Below are 18,602 nucleotides of genomic sequence, written 5' to 3' on the forward strand. Positions count from 1 at the left end.
CTTCCAAATTTCAGGTTTTCATAAGGAGGGGGCATGGTTCTAAAGAGGGTGAAGGTGGGTTTTAAAGTGACGATTCTTTTGCTGGTGGCCACGTTAAGTTGTTCATGTGCCAAAAAATCCTATATTGATGTGGACTATCGCCTGCCTTCCGCTGCAGACACTTTGGCGGGACGAACCGTTTTTGTTGAAACCCGTGACCTTCGAAGTGACACAGAGATTTTCAACAAAAGCGCCAAAGAAAAATTCAAGGACTTTACCGGACTGTTTTCCCTTTCATTGGAAATGCCGGGCGACCAGCAGAAAATATTGGGGGCCTACCCGCTGCCGAGGCTGTTCGAGACAGCGCTTAAGCAGCGGCTGCAAAAGATAGGTGTGGGAGTGACCGGTGAGCCTTCATCAGGTGTGCCGGTGTTTCAGATAAACATCAATCAGTTCCACATTGATCTGGTCGGCCAGAAATGGATGGCAGACATCAGCTATGAAGCCAGCCTGACTCAGGACACGCAGCTGGTGGCGCGGGAGGTGGTTACCGGGAGTGCGGAACGGCTGAAAGTGATGGGCAGTGGTGGTGCAGAAAAAGTGATCGGCGAGATATTCACGGAAATGATCAACCGGCTGAATATCGAAAGGTTATTTCAGCAGGCCAAACTATAGCCGATCGTCAGTCGATGCCGTAAAGTTTCATCTTACTCAACAGAGAGGGGTGGCTGATCTCAAGCATATTGGCCGCATGAGTACGATTTCCGCCGGTTGCGGCAAGCGCCTTGCGGATCATTTTGTCTTCCAACTCTGATTTGGCGGCTTTCAAAGAGAACCCCTCATAGCTGCTACCCTGTAAATCTGGATTCGTCGTCCCTGCCTTTCCAAAAACAAAATTTTCAAATTCCAATGTGGTTCCATCTGCAAGGACGATGGCCCGCTCGATCGCATTTTCCAATTCGCGTATGTTCCCGGGCCAGTCGTGTCGCATCAACGCAGCCATGGCAGCGGAAGAGATATTTTTGATACCGCTGCCAAGGGTTTCGTTAAAGCGGGTAATGAAGAACTGGCACAGCAAGGGAATGTCTTCCGGCCTGTGGCGAAGAGGCGGCAAGGCAATGGGGACCACATTGAGACGATAAAACAGATCTTCCCTGAAATGTCCCGACGCCATTTCCCTTTCAAGGTCCTTTGATGTAGCCGCAACCACGCGTACATTAACGGCCTTGGACTTGCCCCCGCCAACCGGTCGGATTTCGCTCTCCTGAAGCACCCGGAGGAGTTTGGGTTGCAGGGAAACCGGTATATCGCCAATCTCATCAAGAAACAGGGTTCCCTCTTCCGCAACTTCGAAAAGTCCTTTCTTATCCCTATCTGCACCGGTAAACGCACCTTTGACATGCCCGAACAGCTCGCTTTCCAGGAGGTTCTCGGGTATGGATGCACAGTTTACCGGAACCATGGGACCGGACCGTCGGTCGCTCTCCCGATGAATTCCCTGGGCAACCAGTTCTTTGCCGGTACCGCTCTCACCGGTGATCAGCACCGTGCTGTCAAATCGGGCCACTTTCAAAGCCATCGAAAAAACGGCTTGGATGGCTGGGCTCCTGCCTACCATATTTCCGAATGAGAGACTGCCGCCGACTCGTCGGATTCGTTCTTTGAGTTCAATGTTTTCTTTTTTTAGTCGCTCCCGTTCTTCCGCTTTTTTGATGGTCAGGCGAATTTCTTCATTTTTGAACGGCTTTGAAATAAAATCGTAAGCACCCAGTTTCATGGCCTCAATAGCCATGTCGATGCTGCCATAGGCTGACATCATGATTACGGTAGCTGAAAGCAGACGTTCGCGCCCTGCCTTTAGAAATTCCATGCCGTTCATTTGCGGCATTTTCACATCGCAAAGTATGAAATCAAATTGTTGGCTGGTGATTGCGGCAAGTCCTTCGGCGCCATCTTTAGCCGTGCAAATTGCATAACCGTAGCGGGTTAGCATGGTTTTCAGCATATGGCGCATGTTTTCTTCATCATCGATGATCAGGATTTTTTTTTGTTTTTCACTGTTTTCCATGACAACCTATATATCTATTAAGACTGCTTCATTCACATGGCTTTGCCAACGGTAATATCACCTCAAAGGAAGCACCCATCTCTTCTCTGTTGGAGACAGTTATATGGCCGCCAAGTTTTTCAACGATCATGAATGAGACACTGAGGCCTAACCCCGTCCCTTTCCCGGGTGGCTTGGTGGTAAAAAAAGGATCAAAAACATGGGGCAAATTTTCGGGAGGGATACCGGGTCCGTTATCTTGGATGGTCACAGTGATAAAATTTCCTTCAGGGACACCGGGCAGGTCGGAATCACCGATGGTGGGTTCGGTAATAATCTTAACCCTTGAATTGCTGGAAAGGCCTGAATTGACGGCATCGACAGCATTAAGCAGAATATTTAAAAACACCTGTCGGAGCCGATCAGGATCTGCAAAAACAAGATCATCAGTGGCGTCCAGATTTGATTCAAACACAATAGCATTGGCTGCCGGTTGATAGTTAAACACCAAAATCAAGTCTTGAAGCAGCTGATGAATAGACACCGGCTTTGATTCACCGGCGGAAGATCTGGACATATCAAGCAACTGCCGGATGATATTGTTGATACGCGTGATTTCCTTTTCGGATCTGACGATAAAATCATTTCGCTCGGCTGATGTCAAATCTGCCTGCTTCAGTAAATCCAGATAACCCAGGACAATTCCGATGGGATTCCCGATTTCGTGGGCAATGCCAGAAGTCAGGCGTCCCACCGTCGCCAACTTTTCGGCTCGAATGACATCATTCTGCGCCTTTTTGAGTTCAAGATTGGCAGCTTTGAGAGACCCGATGGTTTCCTTCAGCACAAGCTTGTCGTCGGAAATGCGATGCAACATTTTATTCAGAGAAGAAGAAAGGACAGAGAACTCGTTGTCCTCCTTTCGAACCGAAAAGAACAAGGTGTCTTCATCCTGATATGTTTCTGCGCGTTTGGCCAGCCTTTTCAGCGGTCTGAAATAAATCCTGGTAAGCTGCCGGTTGCCGAACAAAGCAAAAAAGAAGCTGTTGATAAACACAAAAATGAAAGCGATTTTCTGTATCCTGCGAAAGTCCTGATAAATACTTGCCAGAGAACTTTTTAATCCTCCTGCAGCAACGGTTTTGCCCTCCGCTTGGACTGGATAGGTAATGATTACCGATTCATGCTGCAAAAAAAGCAAGCCAATAGTTACTCCTGTTTTTTGGGTGGTCGCCAAACCTGTTTTAAGGGTCTGGTAAACCGCTGCATCGAGCGTGTTGGCCGGGTCGTACGGATAGTCGTTCAGATCTGCCCCGGACGCCTTAACAAAAAGGAAACGGTCGCCCTTGTCAAATAAGATGTTCTCTATCCCCGGGCTTGAATTATTATGGGTGTAAGGAACCATCCGTTTGTTTTCACAAGCAATAATCAAAGATGATCTTTTTTGTTCAATAGACCTTGAAATGGTCCTCTCAAGGAAAATGAATAGTACCAAGACATCGATAAATAACATGGATAAGAAAAACAATATCCAGAATTGGATGAAAACCCGATTTTTAATACCCCGGAAACCCATATTGAGCCATAGACTTGAAAGGATTCATTTTTTTCAATGGATCGGTCAATAAATGGTAGAGGGATATTAACACAGAACAAATAAATGCGGAAGATCTTAAAATTTTCAGGGGGGTTACAACGACACAGCCCGCTCCCATAAGGCTCTGGGAGCGGGCTGGTATGAAGAAGGTTTTCGGCGGCGTCCTACTCTCCCACACAGCTTCCCGTGCAGTACCATCGGCGCTGAAGAGCTTAACTTCCGTGTTCGGGATGGGAACGGGTGTTGCCTCTTCGCCATCGCCACCGAAAAATCGTTTATGCAAACGTCGGCGCAATTTGGAATGTCGAATTCGTTCTTAATTATTTATGTCAGTTATTTTGTGGCCAAGCCTCACGACCGATTAGTACCAGTAAGCTTAGCACATTACTGCGCTTACACACCTGGCCTATCAACCTCGTAGTCTTCGAGGAGTCTTCAGTTAAGCATGTTTCCATGCTTAAGGGATATCTAATCTTGAGGTGGGCTTCCCGCTTAGATGCTTTCAGCGGTTATCCTTTCCGAACTTAGCTACCCAGCCATGCCGCTGGCGCGACAACTGGAACACCATTGGTTCGTCCATTCCGGTCCTCTCGTACTAGGAACAGATCCTCTCAAATATCCTGCGCCCACGAAAGATAGGGACCAAACTGTCTCACGACGTTTTAAACCCAGCTCACGTACCACTTTAATCGGCGAACAGCCGAACCCTTGGGACCTGCTCCAGCCCCAGGATGTGATGAGCCGACATCGAGGTGCCAAACCGCATCGTCGATGTGAACTCTTGGATGCGATAAGCCTGTTATCCCCGGCGTACCTTTTATCCGTTGAGCGACGGCCCTTCCATTCGGGACCGCCGGATCACTAAGACCTACTTTCGTACCTGCTCGAAATGTCTCTCTCGCAGTCAAGCTCCCTTATGCCTTTACACTCCACGGCTGGTTTCCAATCAGCCTGAGGGAACCTTCGCGCGCCTCCGTTACTCTTTGGGAGGCGACCGCCCCAGTCAAACTACCCACCAGACACTGTCCTTCGCCCGGATAACGGGTCGAGGTTAGAACTCTAAAATAGCAAGGGTGGTATTTCAAGGGTGGCTCCACCGAAACTGGCGTTCCGGTTTCAAAGCCTCCCACCTATCCTACACATACTATTCCAAAATTCAATGTCAAGCTGTAGTAAAGGTGCCGGGGTCTTTCCGTCTTTTCGCGGGTAGACGGCATCTTCACCGCCAATACAATTTCACTGAGTCCCTGGTTGAGACAGTGCGGAAGTCGTTACGCCATTCGTGCAGGTCGGAACTTACCCGACAAGGAATTTCGCTACCTTAGGACCGTTATAGTTACGGCCGCCGTTTACTGGGGCTTCGGTTCAAAGCTTCGGGTTACCCCTAACAAATCCCCTTAACCTTCCAGCACCGGGCAGGCGTCAGACCCTATACATCGTCTTGCGACTTAGCAGAGTCCTATGTTTTTAGTAAACAGTCGCTACCGCCATTTCTCTGCGGCCCCCGTCGGCTCCGCATGTAAAACGCTTCACCTAATGAGGGCACACCTTCTCCCGAAGTTACGGTGTTATTTTGCCGAGTTCCTTAACCAGGGTTCTCTCAAGCGCCTTGGGATTTTCTCCCCACCTACCTGTGTCGGTTTGCGGTACGATCACCTGCTTGTCTCGCTAGAGGCTTTTCTTGGCAGCATGGGATCAATCACTTTATGAGGCAAAGCCTCTCGTCATCACCTCTCGGCATTTAAATAAAAGGACGGATTTGCCTGCCCTTTCAGCCTACTGGCTTAAACCACCACTTCCAATCGGTGGATGACCTACCCTTCTGCGTCCCCCCATCACTCAAACGACAAACTGGTGGTACAGGAATATTAACCTGTTTTCCATTACCTACGCCTTTCGGCCTCGGCTTAGGGATCGACTAACCCTGAGCAGATTAGCTTTACTCAGGAAACCTTAGGTTTTCGGCGAGCGGGTTTTTCACCCGCTTTATCGTTACTCATGTCAGCATGGTCTCTTGTGTACAGTCCAGCCGTCCTTACGGTCGACCTTCAACCCGTACACAATGCTCCCCTACCGATGATTCGAAGAATCATCCCGCAGCTTCGGTAAAATGCTTGAGCCCCGTTACATTTTCGGCGCAGACTCACTCGACCAGTGAGCTATTACGCTTTCTTTAAAGGATGGCTGCTTCTAAGCCAACCTCCTGGTTGTCTGTGCATTTCCACATCCTTTCCCACTTAGCACTTATTTAGGGACCTTAGCTGGCGATCTGGGCTGTTTCCCTCTCGACCACGGAACTTAGCTCCCGTAGTCTGACTCCTGCGATAGCAGTTAACGGTATTCGGAGTTTGGTTAGGTTTGGTAATCTGGTAGGACCCCTAGCCCATCCAGTGCTCTACCCCCGTTACTGATTGACGCAAGGCTATACCTAAATATATTTCGGGGAGAACCAGCTATTTCCAAGTTTGTTTGGCCTTTCACCCCTATCCACAGCTCATCCGAGCATTTTTCAACATACAACGGTTCGGGCCTTCACGAGATTTTACTCTCGCTTCACCCTGGCCATGGATAGATCACTTGGTTTCGGGTCTACTCCACGCAACTCAATCGCCCTGTTAAGACTCGCTTTCGCTACGGCTACACCTATCGGCTTAACCTTGCTACGTAAAGTAACTCGCTGACTCATTATGCAAAAGGCACGCAGTCACACGGAACAAGGCACAAGACCATGTTCATCGTGCTCCCACTGCTTGTAGGCAAACGGTTTCAGGTACTATTTCACTCCCCTCACCGGGGTACTTTTCACCTTTCCCTCACGGTACTGGTTCACTATCGGTCGTCAAGTAGTATTTAGCCTTGGGAGATGGTCCTCCCGGATTCCCACAGGGTTTCTCGTGTCCCGTGGTACTCAGGTGCCGTCTGTGCCACTTTCGATTTCGGATACGGGGCTATCACCCTCTATGGCCAGGTTTTCCAACCTGCTCTCCTATCTAATCATGGATCACGTGATGACGGTCCTACAACCCCACACGCCCCGAAGGGTGCGTGGTTTGGGCTGGTTCCCGTTCGCTCGCCGCTACTTAGGAAATCACTATTGTTTTCTCTTCCTAGGGTTACTAAGATGTTTCAGTTCACCCCGTTAGCCTCAACAGCCTATGTATTCAGCTGAAGATGTCGCGACACTACCCGCGACAGGTTTCCCCATTCAGAAATCTCCGGATCAAAACTTGTTTAGCAGCTCCCCGAAGCTTATCGCAGCTTTCCACGTCTTTCATCGCCTCTTGACGCCTAGGCATCCACCGTTTGCCCTTAATAGCTTGGCCACAAAATATCTGACACAAATATTAAGAACCTAATTTTTTAATTCGACATCCAAATTGTCAAAGAACAAAAAAAACCAATCATGCAGCGCTTTTCTGGTGGAGGTGAACGGGTTCGAACCGATGACCTCCTGCGTGCAAGGCAGGCGCTCTCCCAGCTGAGCTACACCCCCGAAAAAGCGGCCCTCAAAATGGTGGGCCTGGATGGATTTGAACCATCGACCTCACGCTTATCAGGCGTGCGCTCTAACCAAGCTGAGCTACAGGCCCTCGCACAATCCTTCGAGCCTATCTGCATTTCTGGTAAATTAAAAGAGCACATCTTGATCTCTCAAAACTAAATAGTGACCGGCAAAGTTGGACCTTGTTGTATCTTTCTAAAAGATAGGTCATCCTTAGAAAGGAGGTGATCCAGCCGCTGGTTCCCCAACGGCTACCTTGTTACGACTTCACCCTAATTATCAGCCATACCTTAGGCGCCTGCATCCCCGAAAGGTTAGCCCGACGACTTCTGGTACAACCAACTCTCATGGTGTGACGGGCGGTGTGTACAAGGCCCGGGAACGTATTCACCGCGGCATGCTGATCCGCGATTACTAGCGATTCCAGCTTCATGGAGTCGAGTTGCAGACTCCAATCCGAACTTGGGACTGCTTTTTGGGATTGGCTTACCCTCGCGGGTTCGCGACCCTTTGTACAGCCCATTGTAGCACGTGTGTAGCCCTGGACATAAAGGCCATGAGGACTTGACGTCATCCCCACCTTCCTCCCCGTTGACCGGGGCAGTATCTTTAGAGTCCCCAACTGAATGATGGTAACTAAAGACAAGGGTTGCGCTCGTTGCGGGACTTAACCCAACATCTCACGACACGAGCTGACGACAGCCATGCAGCACCTGTCTCCGGGCTCCCCGAAGGGCACTCCAGTCTTTCGATAGGATTCCCGGGATGTCAAATCCAGGTAAGGTTCTTCGCGTTGCGTCGAATTAAACCACATGCTCCACCGCTTGTGCGGGCCCCCGTCAATTCCTTTGAGTTTTAACCTTGCGGCCGTACTCCCCAGGCGGTTCACTTAATGCGTTAACTGCGGCACAGCAGGGGTCAATACCCGCTACACCTAGTGAACAACGTTTACTGCGTGGACTACCAGGGTATCTAATCCTGTTTGCTACCCACGCCTTCGCACCTCAGCGTCAGTATTGGTCCAGGAAGTCGCCTTCGCCACCGGTGTTCCTCCTGATATCTACGAATTTCACCTCTACACCAGGAATTCCACTTCCCTCTCCCATACTCAAGCCTGGCAGTATCAAATGCACTTCCGGGGTTAAGCCCCGGGCTTTCACATCTGACTTACCAGGCCGCCTACGTGCTCTTTACGCCCAATGATTCCGAATAACGCTTGCACCCCCCGTATTACCGCGGCTGCTGGCACGGAGTTAGCCGGTGCTTCCTTCAGTGGTACCGTCAGTGCAATATGGTATTGGCATACTGCAGGTTCTTCCCACTTGACAGAGCTTTACGACCCGAAAGCCTTCATCACTCACGCGGCGTTGCTGCGTCAGGGTTTCCCCCATTGCGCAAAATTCCTCACTGCTGCCTCCCGTAGGAGTCTGGACCGTGTGTCAGTTCCAGTGTGGCTGATCATCCTCTCAGACCAGCTAACCATCGAAGCCTTGGTAGGCCTTTACCCCACCAACAAGCTAATGGTACGCGGGCTCATCTTCAAACAGTAGCTTACATGTAGAGGCCACCCTTGATCCAAAAACCCGAAGATTAATGGATGTTATTCGGTATTAGCGTCGCTTTCGCAACGTTATCCCCAATTCGAAGGTAGATTACCCACGCGTTACTCACCCGTGCGCCACTTTACTTACCCTAGCAAGCTAGGGTGTTCTCGTACGACTTGCATGTGTTAAGCACGCCGCCAGCGTTCATTCTGAGCCAGGATCAAACTCTCCAATTAAACTATTTAACGTTACTTGCGTAACAAATTGACTTAAAGAGACCCAACTCTTAAAACCTGTCACTATTTAGTTTTCAAAGATCAAAAATGTCGCCTTTCATCGGCTGACGAAAAGCTTAAATATACCATCCAAACACTCGCTGTCAACAATTAAAATTTAATTTCGAGTTGACGGAAAACGTGGATTGAATTGGCATTGCCACCTTCTTCGCTGTTAACGACACAGCCCGCTCCCATAAGGCTCTGGGAGCGGGCTGGTATGAAGAAGGTTTTCGGCGGCGTCCTACTCTCCCACACAGCTTCCCGTGCAGTACCATCGGCGCTGAAGAGCTTAACTTCCGTGTTCGGGATGGGAACGGGTGTTGCCTCTTCGCCATCGCCACCGAAAAATCGTTTATGCAAACGTCGGCGCAATTTGGAATGTCGAATTCGTTCTTAATTATTTATGTCAGTTATTTTGTGGCCAAGCCTCACGACCGATTAGTACCAGTAAGCTTAGCACATTACTGCGCTTACACACCTGGCCTATCAACCTCGTAGTCTTCGAGGAGTCTTCAGTTAAGCATGTTTCCATGCTTAAGGGATATCTAATCTTGAGGTGGGCTTCCCGCTTAGATGCTTTCAGCGGTTATCCTTTCCGAACTTAGCTACCCAGCCATGCCGCTGGCGCGACAACTGGAACACCATTGGTTCGTCCATTCCGGTCCTCTCGTACTAGGAACAGATCCTCTCAAATATCCTGCGCCCACGAAAGATAGGGACCAAACTGTCTCACGACGTTTTAAACCCAGCTCACGTACCACTTTAATCGGCGAACAGCCGAACCCTTGGGACCTGCTCCAGCCCCAGGATGTGATGAGCCGACATCGAGGTGCCAAACCGCATCGTCGATGTGAACTCTTGGATGCGATAAGCCTGTTATCCCCGGCGTACCTTTTATCCGTTGAGCGACGGCCCTTCCATTCGGGACCGCCGGATCACTAAGACCTACTTTCGTACCTGCTCGAAATGTCTCTCTCGCAGTCAAGCTCCCTTATGCCTTTACACTCCACGGCTGGTTTCCAATCAGCCTGAGGGAACCTTCGCGCGCCTCCGTTACTCTTTGGGAGGCGACCGCCCCAGTCAAACTACCCACCAGACACTGTCCTTCGCCCGGATAACGGGTCGAGGTTAGAACTCTAAAATAGCAAGGGTGGTATTTCAAGGGTGGCTCCACCGAAACTGGCGTTCCGGTTTCAAAGCCTCCCACCTATCCTACACATACTATTCCAAAATTCAATGTCAAGCTGTAGTAAAGGTGCCGGGGTCTTTCCGTCTTTTCGCGGGTAGACGGCATCTTCACCGCCAATACAATTTCACTGAGTCCCTGGTTGAGACAGTGCGGAAGTCGTTACGCCATTCGTGCAGGTCGGAACTTACCCGACAAGGAATTTCGCTACCTTAGGACCGTTATAGTTACGGCCGCCGTTTACTGGGGCTTCGGTTCAAAGCTTCGGGTTACCCCTAACAAATCCCCTTAACCTTCCAGCACCGGGCAGGCGTCAGACCCTATACATCGTCTTGCGACTTAGCAGAGTCCTATGTTTTTAGTAAACAGTCGCTACCGCCATTTCTCTGCGGCCCCCGTCGGCTCCGCATGTAAAACGCTTCACCTAATGAGGGCACACCTTCTCCCGAAGTTACGGTGTTATTTTGCCGAGTTCCTTAACCAGGGTTCTCTCAAGCGCCTTGGGATTTTCTCCCCACCTACCTGTGTCGGTTTGCGGTACGATCACCTGCTTGTCTCGCTAGAGGCTTTTCTTGGCAGCATGGGATCAATCACTTTATGAGGCAAAGCCTCTCGTCATCACCTCTCGGCATTTAAATAAAAGGACGGATTTGCCTGCCCTTTCAGCCTACTGGCTTAAACCACCACTTCCAATCGGTGGATGACCTACCCTTCTGCGTCCCCCCATCACTCAAACGACAAACTGGTGGTACAGGAATATTAACCTGTTTTCCATTACCTACGCCTTTCGGCCTCGGCTTAGGGATCGACTAACCCTGAGCAGATTAGCTTTACTCAGGAAACCTTAGGTTTTCGGCGAGCGGGTTTTTCACCCGCTTTATCGTTACTCATGTCAGCATGGTCTCTTGTGTACAGTCCAGCCGTCCTTACGGTCGACCTTCAACCCGTACACAATGCTCCCCTACCGATGATTCGAAGAATCATCCCGCAGCTTCGGTAAAATGCTTGAGCCCCGTTACATTTTCGGCGCAGACTCACTCGACCAGTGAGCTATTACGCTTTCTTTAAAGGATGGCTGCTTCTAAGCCAACCTCCTGGTTGTCTGTGCATTTCCACATCCTTTCCCACTTAGCACTTATTTAGGGACCTTAGCTGGCGATCTGGGCTGTTTCCCTCTCGACCACGGAACTTAGCTCCCGTAGTCTGACTCCTGCGATAGCAGTTAACGGTATTCGGAGTTTGGTTAGGTTTGGTAATCTGGTAGGACCCCTAGCCCATCCAGTGCTCTACCCCCGTTACTGATTGACGCAAGGCTATACCTAAATATATTTCGGGGAGAACCAGCTATTTCCAAGTTTGTTTGGCCTTTCACCCCTATCCACAGCTCATCCGAGCATTTTTCAACATACAACGGTTCGGGCCTTCACGAGATTTTACTCTCGCTTCACCCTGGCCATGGATAGATCACTTGGTTTCGGGTCTACTCCACGCAACTCAATCGCCCTGTTAAGACTCGCTTTCGCTACGGCTACACCTATCGGCTTAACCTTGCTACGTAAAGTAACTCGCTGACTCATTATGCAAAAGGCACGCAGTCACACGGAACAAGGCACAAGACCATGTTCATCGTGCTCCCACTGCTTGTAGGCAAACGGTTTCAGGTACTATTTCACTCCCCTCACCGGGGTACTTTTCACCTTTCCCTCACGGTACTGGTTCACTATCGGTCGTCAAGTAGTATTTAGCCTTGGGAGATGGTCCTCCCGGATTCCCACAGGGTTTCTCGTGTCCCGTGGTACTCAGGTGCCGTCTGTGCCACTTTCGATTTCGGATACGGGGCTATCACCCTCTATGGCCAGGTTTTCCAACCTGCTCTCCTATCTAATCATGGATCACGTGATGACGGTCCTACAACCCCACACGCCCCGAAGGGTGCGTGGTTTGGGCTGGTTCCCGTTCGCTCGCCGCTACTTAGGAAATCACTATTGTTTTCTCTTCCTAGGGTTACTAAGATGTTTCAGTTCACCCCGTTAGCCTCAACAGCCTATGTATTCAGCTGAAGATGTCGCGACACTACCCGCGACAGGTTTCCCCATTCAGAAATCTCCGGATCAAAACTTGTTTAGCAGCTCCCCGAAGCTTATCGCAGCTTTCCACGTCTTTCATCGCCTCTTGACGCCTAGGCATCCACCGTTTGCCCTTAATAGCTTGGCCACAAAATATCTGACACAAATATTAAGAACCTAATTTTTTAATTCGACATCCAAATTGTCAAAGAACAAAAAAAACCAATCATGCAGCGCTTTTCTGGTGGAGGTGAACGGGTTCGAACCGATGACCTCCTGCGTGCAAGGCAGGCGCTCTCCCAGCTGAGCTACACCCCCGAAAAAGCGGCCCTCAAAATGGTGGGCCTGGATGGATTTGAACCATCGACCTCACGCTTATCAGGCGTGCGCTCTAACCAAGCTGAGCTACAGGCCCTCGCACAATCCTTCGAGCCTATCTGCATTTCTGGTAAATTAAAAGAGCACATCTTGATCTCTCAAAACTAAATAGTGACCGGCAAAGTTGGACCTTGTTGTATCTTTCTAAAAGATAGGTCATCCTTAGAAAGGAGGTGATCCAGCCGCTGGTTCCCCAACGGCTACCTTGTTACGACTTCACCCTAATTATCAGCCATACCTTAGGCGCCTGCATCCCCGAAAGGTTAGCCCGACGACTTCTGGTACAACCAACTCTCATGGTGTGACGGGCGGTGTGTACAAGGCCCGGGAACGTATTCACCGCGGCATGCTGATCCGCGATTACTAGCGATTCCAGCTTCATGGAGTCGAGTTGCAGACTCCAATCCGAACTTGGGACTGCTTTTTGGGATTGGCTTACCCTCGCGGGTTCGCGACCCTTTGTACAGCCCATTGTAGCACGTGTGTAGCCCTGGACATAAAGGCCATGAGGACTTGACGTCATCCCCACCTTCCTCCCCGTTGACCGGGGCAGTATCTTTAGAGTCCCCAACTGAATGATGGTAACTAAAGACAAGGGTTGCGCTCGTTGCGGGACTTAACCCAACATCTCACGACACGAGCTGACGACAGCCATGCAGCACCTGTCTCCGGGCTCCCCGAAGGGCACTCCAGTCTTTCGATAGGATTCCCGGGATGTCAAATCCAGGTAAGGTTCTTCGCGTTGCGTCGAATTAAACCACATGCTCCACCGCTTGTGCGGGCCCCCGTCAATTCCTTTGAGTTTTAACCTTGCGGCCGTACTCCCCAGGCGGTTCACTTAATGCGTTAACTGCGGCACAGCAGGGGTCAATACCCGCTACACCTAGTGAACAACGTTTACTGCGTGGACTACCAGGGTATCTAATCCTGTTTGCTACCCACGCCTTCGCACCTCAGCGTCAGTATTGGTCCAGGAAGTCGCCTTCGCCACCGGTGTTCCTCCTGATATCTACGAATTTCACCTCTACACCAGGAATTCCACTTCCCTCTCCCATACTCAAGCCTGGCAGTATCAAATGCACTTCCGGGGTTAAGCCCCGGGCTTTCACATCTGACTTACCAGGCCGCCTACGTGCTCTTTACGCCCAATGATTCCGAATAACGCTTGCACCCCCCGTATTACCGCGGCTGCTGGCACGGAGTTAGCCGGTGCTTCCTTCAGTGGTACCGTCAGTGCAATATGGTATTGGCATACTGCAGGTTCTTCCCACTTGACAGAGCTTTACGACCCGAAAGCCTTCATCACTCACGCGGCGTTGCTGCGTCAGGGTTTCCCCCATTGCGCAAAATTCCTCACTGCTGCCTCCCGTAGGAGTCTGGACCGTGTGTCAGTTCCAGTGTGGCTGATCATCCTCTCAGACCAGCTAACCATCGAAGCCTTGGTAGGCCTTTACCCCACCAACAAGCTAATGGTACGCGGGCTCATCTTCAAACAGTAGCTTACATGTAGAGGCCACCCTTGATCCAAAAACCCGAAGATTAATGGATGTTATTCGGTATTAGCGTCGCTTTCGCAACGTTATCCCCAATTCGAAGGTAGATTACCCACGCGTTACTCACCCGTGCGCCACTTTACTTACCCTAGCAAGCTAGGGTGTTCTCGTACGACTTGCATGTGTTAAGCACGCCGCCAGCGTTCATTCTGAGCCAGGATCAAACTCTCCAATTAAACTATTTAACGTTACTTGCGTAACAAATTGACTTAAAGAGACCCAACTCTTAAAACCTGTCACTATTTAGTTTTCAAAGATCAAAAATGTCGCCTTTCATCGGCTGACGAAAAGCTTAAATATACCATCCAAACACTCGCTGTCAACAATTAAAATTTAATTTCGAGTTGACGGATCACATTTTTGAAGCTGTCTGAAAAAGTTTCCTAAGACGTCCGTCATGGGCGCTGCCGGAGCCTGTTCAAACGGCATATTTTTAGAGATCGCTAAAGGATGGTATCACTTCCTAAATCGTGAAAAACGAAGCGCTATCTACACGGCCCTGATTCTGTTGTCAACGCTTATTTTAACTTTTAATTCGGATCTTGAAGAAATGCTTTTTCCCGGCCCTCAACATTATTTGCATGTCATTGATATCGTTACGGGTTACCATTTCATCAAAGCGTTCTATGCGTCGACCATTCACGTAACCGCCGCCCTGCTGAATCAACCGTCTGGCCGCTCCGGAAGAGTCGGTCAAGCCAACGCTGTGGAACAACTTGAAACAGGGAATGCCCCCTTTAAATTCATCCAGCCGCATCTCTATTTGGGGAACCGTTTCGTCATCTGACGGGTCATGGTCCCTCGGAATGGTACTGGACGGCAACAGGGCATCGGAAAACCGTCTTTCACCGAACATCGACGTGGCAGATTGGTATGCCTTCAACGCTTCTTCGTCGCCATGGGCCAACCGGGTCGCCTCATAGGCGAGGATCGATTTGGCTGCATTCAGATCCACCCCCTCAAGGGTGGCAACAGACCGAATTTCTTCCATGGGTAGAAAGGTGAACAGGGCCAAGAAACGCTCCACATCCCGATCATCCGTATTCACCCAGAACTGGAAATAATCGTAAGGGGAAGTTCGTTCGGGATCGAGCCAGACAGCCCCCGCTGCAGTCTTGCCCATCTTGGCGCCACCGGCAGTGGTGATCAATGGGAAGGTGATACCAAAAGCACTTTTTCCCTCTACACGGCGAATCAGATCAATGCCGGCTACGATGTTTCCCCACTGATCGCTTCCCCCCATCTGCAGACAGCAATCATAACCCTTTCGCAGTTCTAGGAAATCGTAGGCCTGAAGAACCATGTAGTTAAACTCTATGAAACTCAGTCCCTCGTCTGAATCCAGACGCATCTTATAACTTTCCGCCTTAATCATGCGATTGACGGAAAAATGCCGGCCGATATCCCTTAAGAAAGGGATATATTCCAGTTTGGTCAGCCAGTCCGCATTGTTGACCATAATGGCCTTGTTGCCTGAAAAATCTATAAACCGGGACAGTTGTTTTTTAAGACCACCAACATTGTCCTCTACATCTTTTACCGTGAGGAGTTTCCGCATCTCGGTTTTGCCGCTGGGATCTCCCACAAGACCGGTGCCACCGCCGACCAAGGCGATAGGCCGGTGTCCATTTCGCTGCATATGGGCCAAAGACATGATAGGAACCAAACTCCCCACGTGAAGGCTTGATGCCGTCGGGTCAAAACCGATGTAACAGGTCACCTGCTTCAAACTAAGATAGTCGCGCAATTCATCATCGTGAGTTGTCTGTTCGATAAATCCGCGCGCACTAAGTATATCCAGAACGTTTTCCATTTCACAGCACCCTTTGTCTATTAGCGCATACAGGGCCAAACGCCGTTCTATTTGTTGGCGTATTCAACCGAACGCGTCTCCCGGATGACCGTCACCTTGATTTGTCCGGGGAAGGTCAGCGATTCTTCTATTTTTTTGGCAATATCACGACTCAACAACACTGATTCTTCATCCGACACTTTATCACTTTTAACAATCACACGAATCTCCCGACCCGCCTGGATAGCATAGGTGTTTGCGACCCCCTGGAACCCATTGGCAATGCCTTCAAGATCCTCGATCCGTCTGATATAATTTTCAAGCAATTCCTTTCTGGCACCGGGCCGAGCACCGGAAAGTCCGTCTGCCGCCTGAACTAATAATGCGTAAACAGATGATGGGGGGATATCTTCGTGGTGGGCACCGATGGCATGTACGACACCAGGTGTTTCACCAAATTTTTTGGCCAGCTTCGATCCGATCACCGCATGGGGGCCCTCAACTTCATGGTCGATGGCCTTACCGATGTCGTGAAGCAGCCCCATGCGCCGGGCAACTTTCTCTTTTAGCCCCAGTTCAGCAGCCATAATACCACACATCACTCCCACCTCTACCGAATGTTGAAGCACATTCTGGGCGTAGCTGGTGCGGTATTTCAAACGTCCCAGGTATTTAATCAGTTCGGGATGAATACCGTGGACGCCCAGATCAAAAGCGGCCTGTTCGCCGGCTTCCTTAATCGCTGTATCAACCTCTTGACCCGCCTTTTTTACCACATCTTCAATTCGGGCAGGGTGAATTCGACCGTCTGAAATCAGCTTGATCAGAGATAAACGGGCAATTTCCCGACGGACCGGATTGAATCCGGAGAGGATAACCGCCTCCGGTGTATCGTCAATGATCAGATCAATGCCCGTAGCGGCTTCGATGGCTCGAATATTCCTGCCTTCACGACCGATGATTCGCCCTTTCATTTCATCACCGGGCAACTGAACCACCGATACGGTCCGTTCGGCAACAAAATCGCCGGCATAACGCTGGATGGCTGTAGCAATTATTTTTTTGGCCTTTTTGTCCGCCTCCTCCTTGGCTTCATTTTCGATCCGTTTGATCAGTTTGGCGCCTTCGTAGCGTGCTTCATTTTCCATGGCACGAATAAGGAGTTCTTTGGCCTGATCAGCGGTCAATGTCGAAATCTTTTCCAATTGCAATTTCTGCTCTGTTAACAGTGCATTGTATTTTTCTTCCTTGAGACCAAGGGCTTTATCTCGTTCAGAAAGGATCTGTTCATTTTCGGCTATTTCTTTCTCCCGCTGTTCAAAAAGTTCAGTCTTGCGGTCAATATTTTCTTCTTTTTGAATCAAGCGATGCTCTGCCTTTTTTAATTCTGAACGGGTTTCCTTTGCTTCGGATTCGAAATCACTTTTCATTTTGAAAAGGAGGTCTTTGGCTTCAATGCCCGCCTCCTTGATCAAGCTGTCGGCTGTGCTTTTGGCAGATATGACGATTTTTTCTGCTTCGTTTTCTGCATCTTTTAGTTTTTTTGATCCCAGCGCGCCTTTGAGCAGGAGTGCCGCCACACAGCCGATAACCGCCGATCCTGCAGCAATAATAATGGTATATATGTCCATGCGAATCTCCGAGTGCTAAACAGTATATATATGTAAAGGCTCATCACCTGACAACCAGTTGATGCCCATGTTACCCTCAAAGGATAGGATACGAAATATGCAGGCAAGCCACGCCAATGCGGAAGGGAGGAAAGGAAGGCGAAAAGCGGAAGTGGAACCCCCACCATTGTGCCGTGTTGGCAGGTCTTTGATCCAATGGATCAGGTGGGTACCTTGTAGTTTCTTTAGGCTTTTCTGTACATGCAGAACTTGCTCACCAAAACTAGTAAAGGTTCCCGATTAGTGAGTGTTGGGTCAAAGTTCACTTTCCAATCACGAACACGGCAGGGGTTGATTCAATACGCCTTTTTCTATCACGGTTACAGAAAAAGTGCTTAACGTCAGTCATCGTTTTTGTATTTACAAGGGATCACTTCAATTTCAATCCCCGATTTAGAACGTTAAGAAATCGCTTTTTCCAGTTCACTGAGAACCACTGCAGATTTTTTGGTCATACGGGTAAAAAATTGGTGGTAAAGTTCTTCGCGTTTATAATGTTCGCTGGCGATATTCAGCCCCGTTAGGACTAAAATCGTTTCTCTATCGACATTAACCGGCTTGCCGTCAAACTGAGACTGAACCTTCTGGACGGCATCCTCAAAGAGTGCTGCAACCTTTTTTGCATCGGGCACACCGGATTCTGTCTGAAAGGTAAATTTTCGACCAAATATTTGCAGTGTAACCGTCTTTTCCAATTAGCGTCCGTTCCTAGTAAATCCCACAGGTCGGCTTTCTATTCCTCTGCAATCCCTTCTAATCTTCCTATTAAGCTGTCAATTTTTCTTCTGACAAGGGCCGTCAATTCCTCATGTTTTTTTTCGGCCTCGGCTTTTTCCTGTATCAAATTTTCAAGTTGTCCAAGTCGGTTGTTCAGATCTTCATTTTCTTTCTGAAGCTGCTTTCGAGCCTGAACGACATGTTCTACTTTTTGTTCAATAAGTTCGAATTGTTGAAGTATTGCTTCTATATCCAACATATTAGTTTCATCCTTTTGTATTTCAATATAACCA

At 49.5% G+C, this 18,602-nt stretch carries 7 protein-coding genes, 4 tRNA genes, 6 rRNA genes and 1 other RNA gene; 1 reads left to right on the forward strand and 17 read right to left on the reverse strand.

Features of this window, described 5'->3' with window-relative positions; all coding sequences use genetic code 11:
• Positions 1-33 precede the first annotated feature (33 nt).
• Positions 34-654 (forward strand): hypothetical protein, encoded by a 621-nt coding sequence (locus tag ACHZBS_RS01805; protein WP_319404830.1) that lies wholly within the window; start codon positions 34-36, stop codon positions 652-654.
• 7 nt (positions 655-661) lie between these two features.
• Here the strand turns inward: ACHZBS_RS01805 and ACHZBS_RS01810 are convergent, their stop codons facing one another.
• The 17 genes from ACHZBS_RS01810 to ACHZBS_RS01890 form a co-directional block, all read right to left on the reverse strand.
• A complete protein-coding gene (locus ACHZBS_RS01810; protein ID WP_319404831.1) occupies positions 662-2,047 on the reverse strand; it encodes a sigma-54 dependent transcriptional regulator in 1,386 nt (461 codons plus the stop codon).
• Between the two features lie 28 nt (positions 2,048-2,075).
• On the reverse strand, positions 2,076-3,539 hold the full coding sequence (locus ACHZBS_RS01815; RefSeq protein WP_319404832.1) for an ATP-binding protein: 1,464 nt from the start codon (positions 3,537-3,539) through the stop codon (positions 2,076-2,078).
• Positions 3,540-3,774: 235 nt separating this feature from the next.
• Positions 3,775-3,891, reverse strand: a 5S ribosomal RNA gene (gene rrf / locus ACHZBS_RS01820).
• Positions 3,892-3,963: 72 nt separating this feature from the next.
• Positions 3,964-6,946 (reverse strand): 23S ribosomal RNA (locus tag ACHZBS_RS01825).
• A gap of 94 nt (positions 6,947-7,040) precedes the next feature.
• Positions 7,041-7,116 (reverse strand) — tRNA-Ala (locus tag ACHZBS_RS01830).
• A gap of 19 nt (positions 7,117-7,135) precedes the next feature.
• Positions 7,136-7,213, reverse strand: a tRNA-Ile gene (locus ACHZBS_RS01835).
• Positions 7,214-7,342: 129 nt separating this feature from the next.
• Positions 7,343-8,905 (reverse strand): 16S ribosomal RNA (locus ACHZBS_RS01840).
• A 270-nt stretch (positions 8,906-9,175) separates the two neighbouring features.
• A 5S ribosomal RNA gene (gene rrf, locus ACHZBS_RS01845) occupies positions 9,176-9,292 on the reverse strand.
• A gap of 72 nt (positions 9,293-9,364) precedes the next feature.
• Positions 9,365-12,347 (reverse strand): 23S ribosomal RNA (locus tag ACHZBS_RS01850).
• 94 nt (positions 12,348-12,441) lie between these two features.
• A tRNA-Ala gene (locus ACHZBS_RS01855) sits at positions 12,442-12,517 on the reverse strand.
• A gap of 19 nt (positions 12,518-12,536) precedes the next feature.
• A tRNA-Ile gene (locus ACHZBS_RS01860) sits at positions 12,537-12,614 on the reverse strand.
• 129 nt (positions 12,615-12,743) lie between these two features.
• A 16S ribosomal RNA gene (locus tag ACHZBS_RS01865) occupies positions 12,744-14,306 on the reverse strand.
• The 16S, 23S and 5S rRNA genes sit together here with 4 tRNA genes alongside, the layout of an rRNA operon.
• Positions 14,307-14,653: 347 nt before the next feature.
• The gene (gene tyrS, locus ACHZBS_RS01870) at positions 14,654-15,943 is read right to left on the reverse strand and encodes a tyrosine--tRNA ligase (protein WP_319404833.1); all 1,290 of its coding nucleotides are present in this window, start codon (positions 15,941-15,943) and stop codon (positions 14,654-14,656) included.
• A 47-nt stretch (positions 15,944-15,990) separates the two neighbouring features.
• Entirely contained in the window at positions 15,991-17,553 is a 1,563-nt protein-coding gene (gene rny, locus ACHZBS_RS01875) for a ribonuclease Y (RefSeq protein ID WP_319404834.1), read from the reverse strand.
• 153 nt (positions 17,554-17,706) lie between these two features.
• A non-coding RNA gene (gene ssrS / locus ACHZBS_RS01880) (6S RNA) lies at positions 17,707-17,886 on the reverse strand.
• A 107-nt stretch (positions 17,887-17,993) separates the two neighbouring features.
• Entirely contained in the window at positions 17,994-18,287 is a 294-nt protein-coding gene (locus tag ACHZBS_RS01885; RefSeq protein ID WP_319404835.1) for a cell division protein ZapA, read from the reverse strand.
• 38 nt (positions 18,288-18,325) lie between these two features.
• A complete protein-coding gene (locus ACHZBS_RS01890; protein ID WP_319404836.1) occupies positions 18,326-18,568 on the reverse strand; it encodes a hypothetical protein in 243 nt (80 codons plus the stop codon).
• Positions 18,569-18,602 lie beyond the last annotated feature (34 nt).

Source organism: uncultured Desulfosarcina sp., from assembly GCF_963664155.2.
In the GTDB taxonomy this organism is placed as follows: Bacteria; Desulfobacterota; Desulfobacteria; order Desulfobacterales; family Desulfosarcinaceae; genus Desulfosarcina.

Coding starts and splice junctions, on each gene's coding strand:
- ACHZBS_RS01805 (WP_319404830.1), top strand. CDS start 34: ATGGTTCTAAAGAGGGTGAAGGTGGGTTTTAAAGTGACGATTCTTTTG.
- ACHZBS_RS01810 (WP_319404831.1), bottom strand. CDS start 2,047: ATGGAAAACAGTGAAAAACAAAAAAAAATCCTGATCATCGATGATGAA.
- ACHZBS_RS01815 (WP_319404832.1), bottom strand. CDS start 3,539: ATGTTATTTATCGATGTCTTGGTACTATTCATTTTCCTTGAGAGGACC.
- tyrS (WP_319404833.1), bottom strand. CDS start 15,943: ATGGAAAACGTTCTGGATATACTTAGTGCGCGCGGATTTATCGAACAG.
- rny (WP_319404834.1), bottom strand. CDS start 17,553: ATGGACATATATACCATTATTATTGCTGCAGGATCGGCGGTTATCGGC.
- ACHZBS_RS01890 (WP_319404836.1), bottom strand. CDS start 18,568: ATGTTGGATATAGAAGCAATACTTCAACAATTCGAACTTATTGAACAA.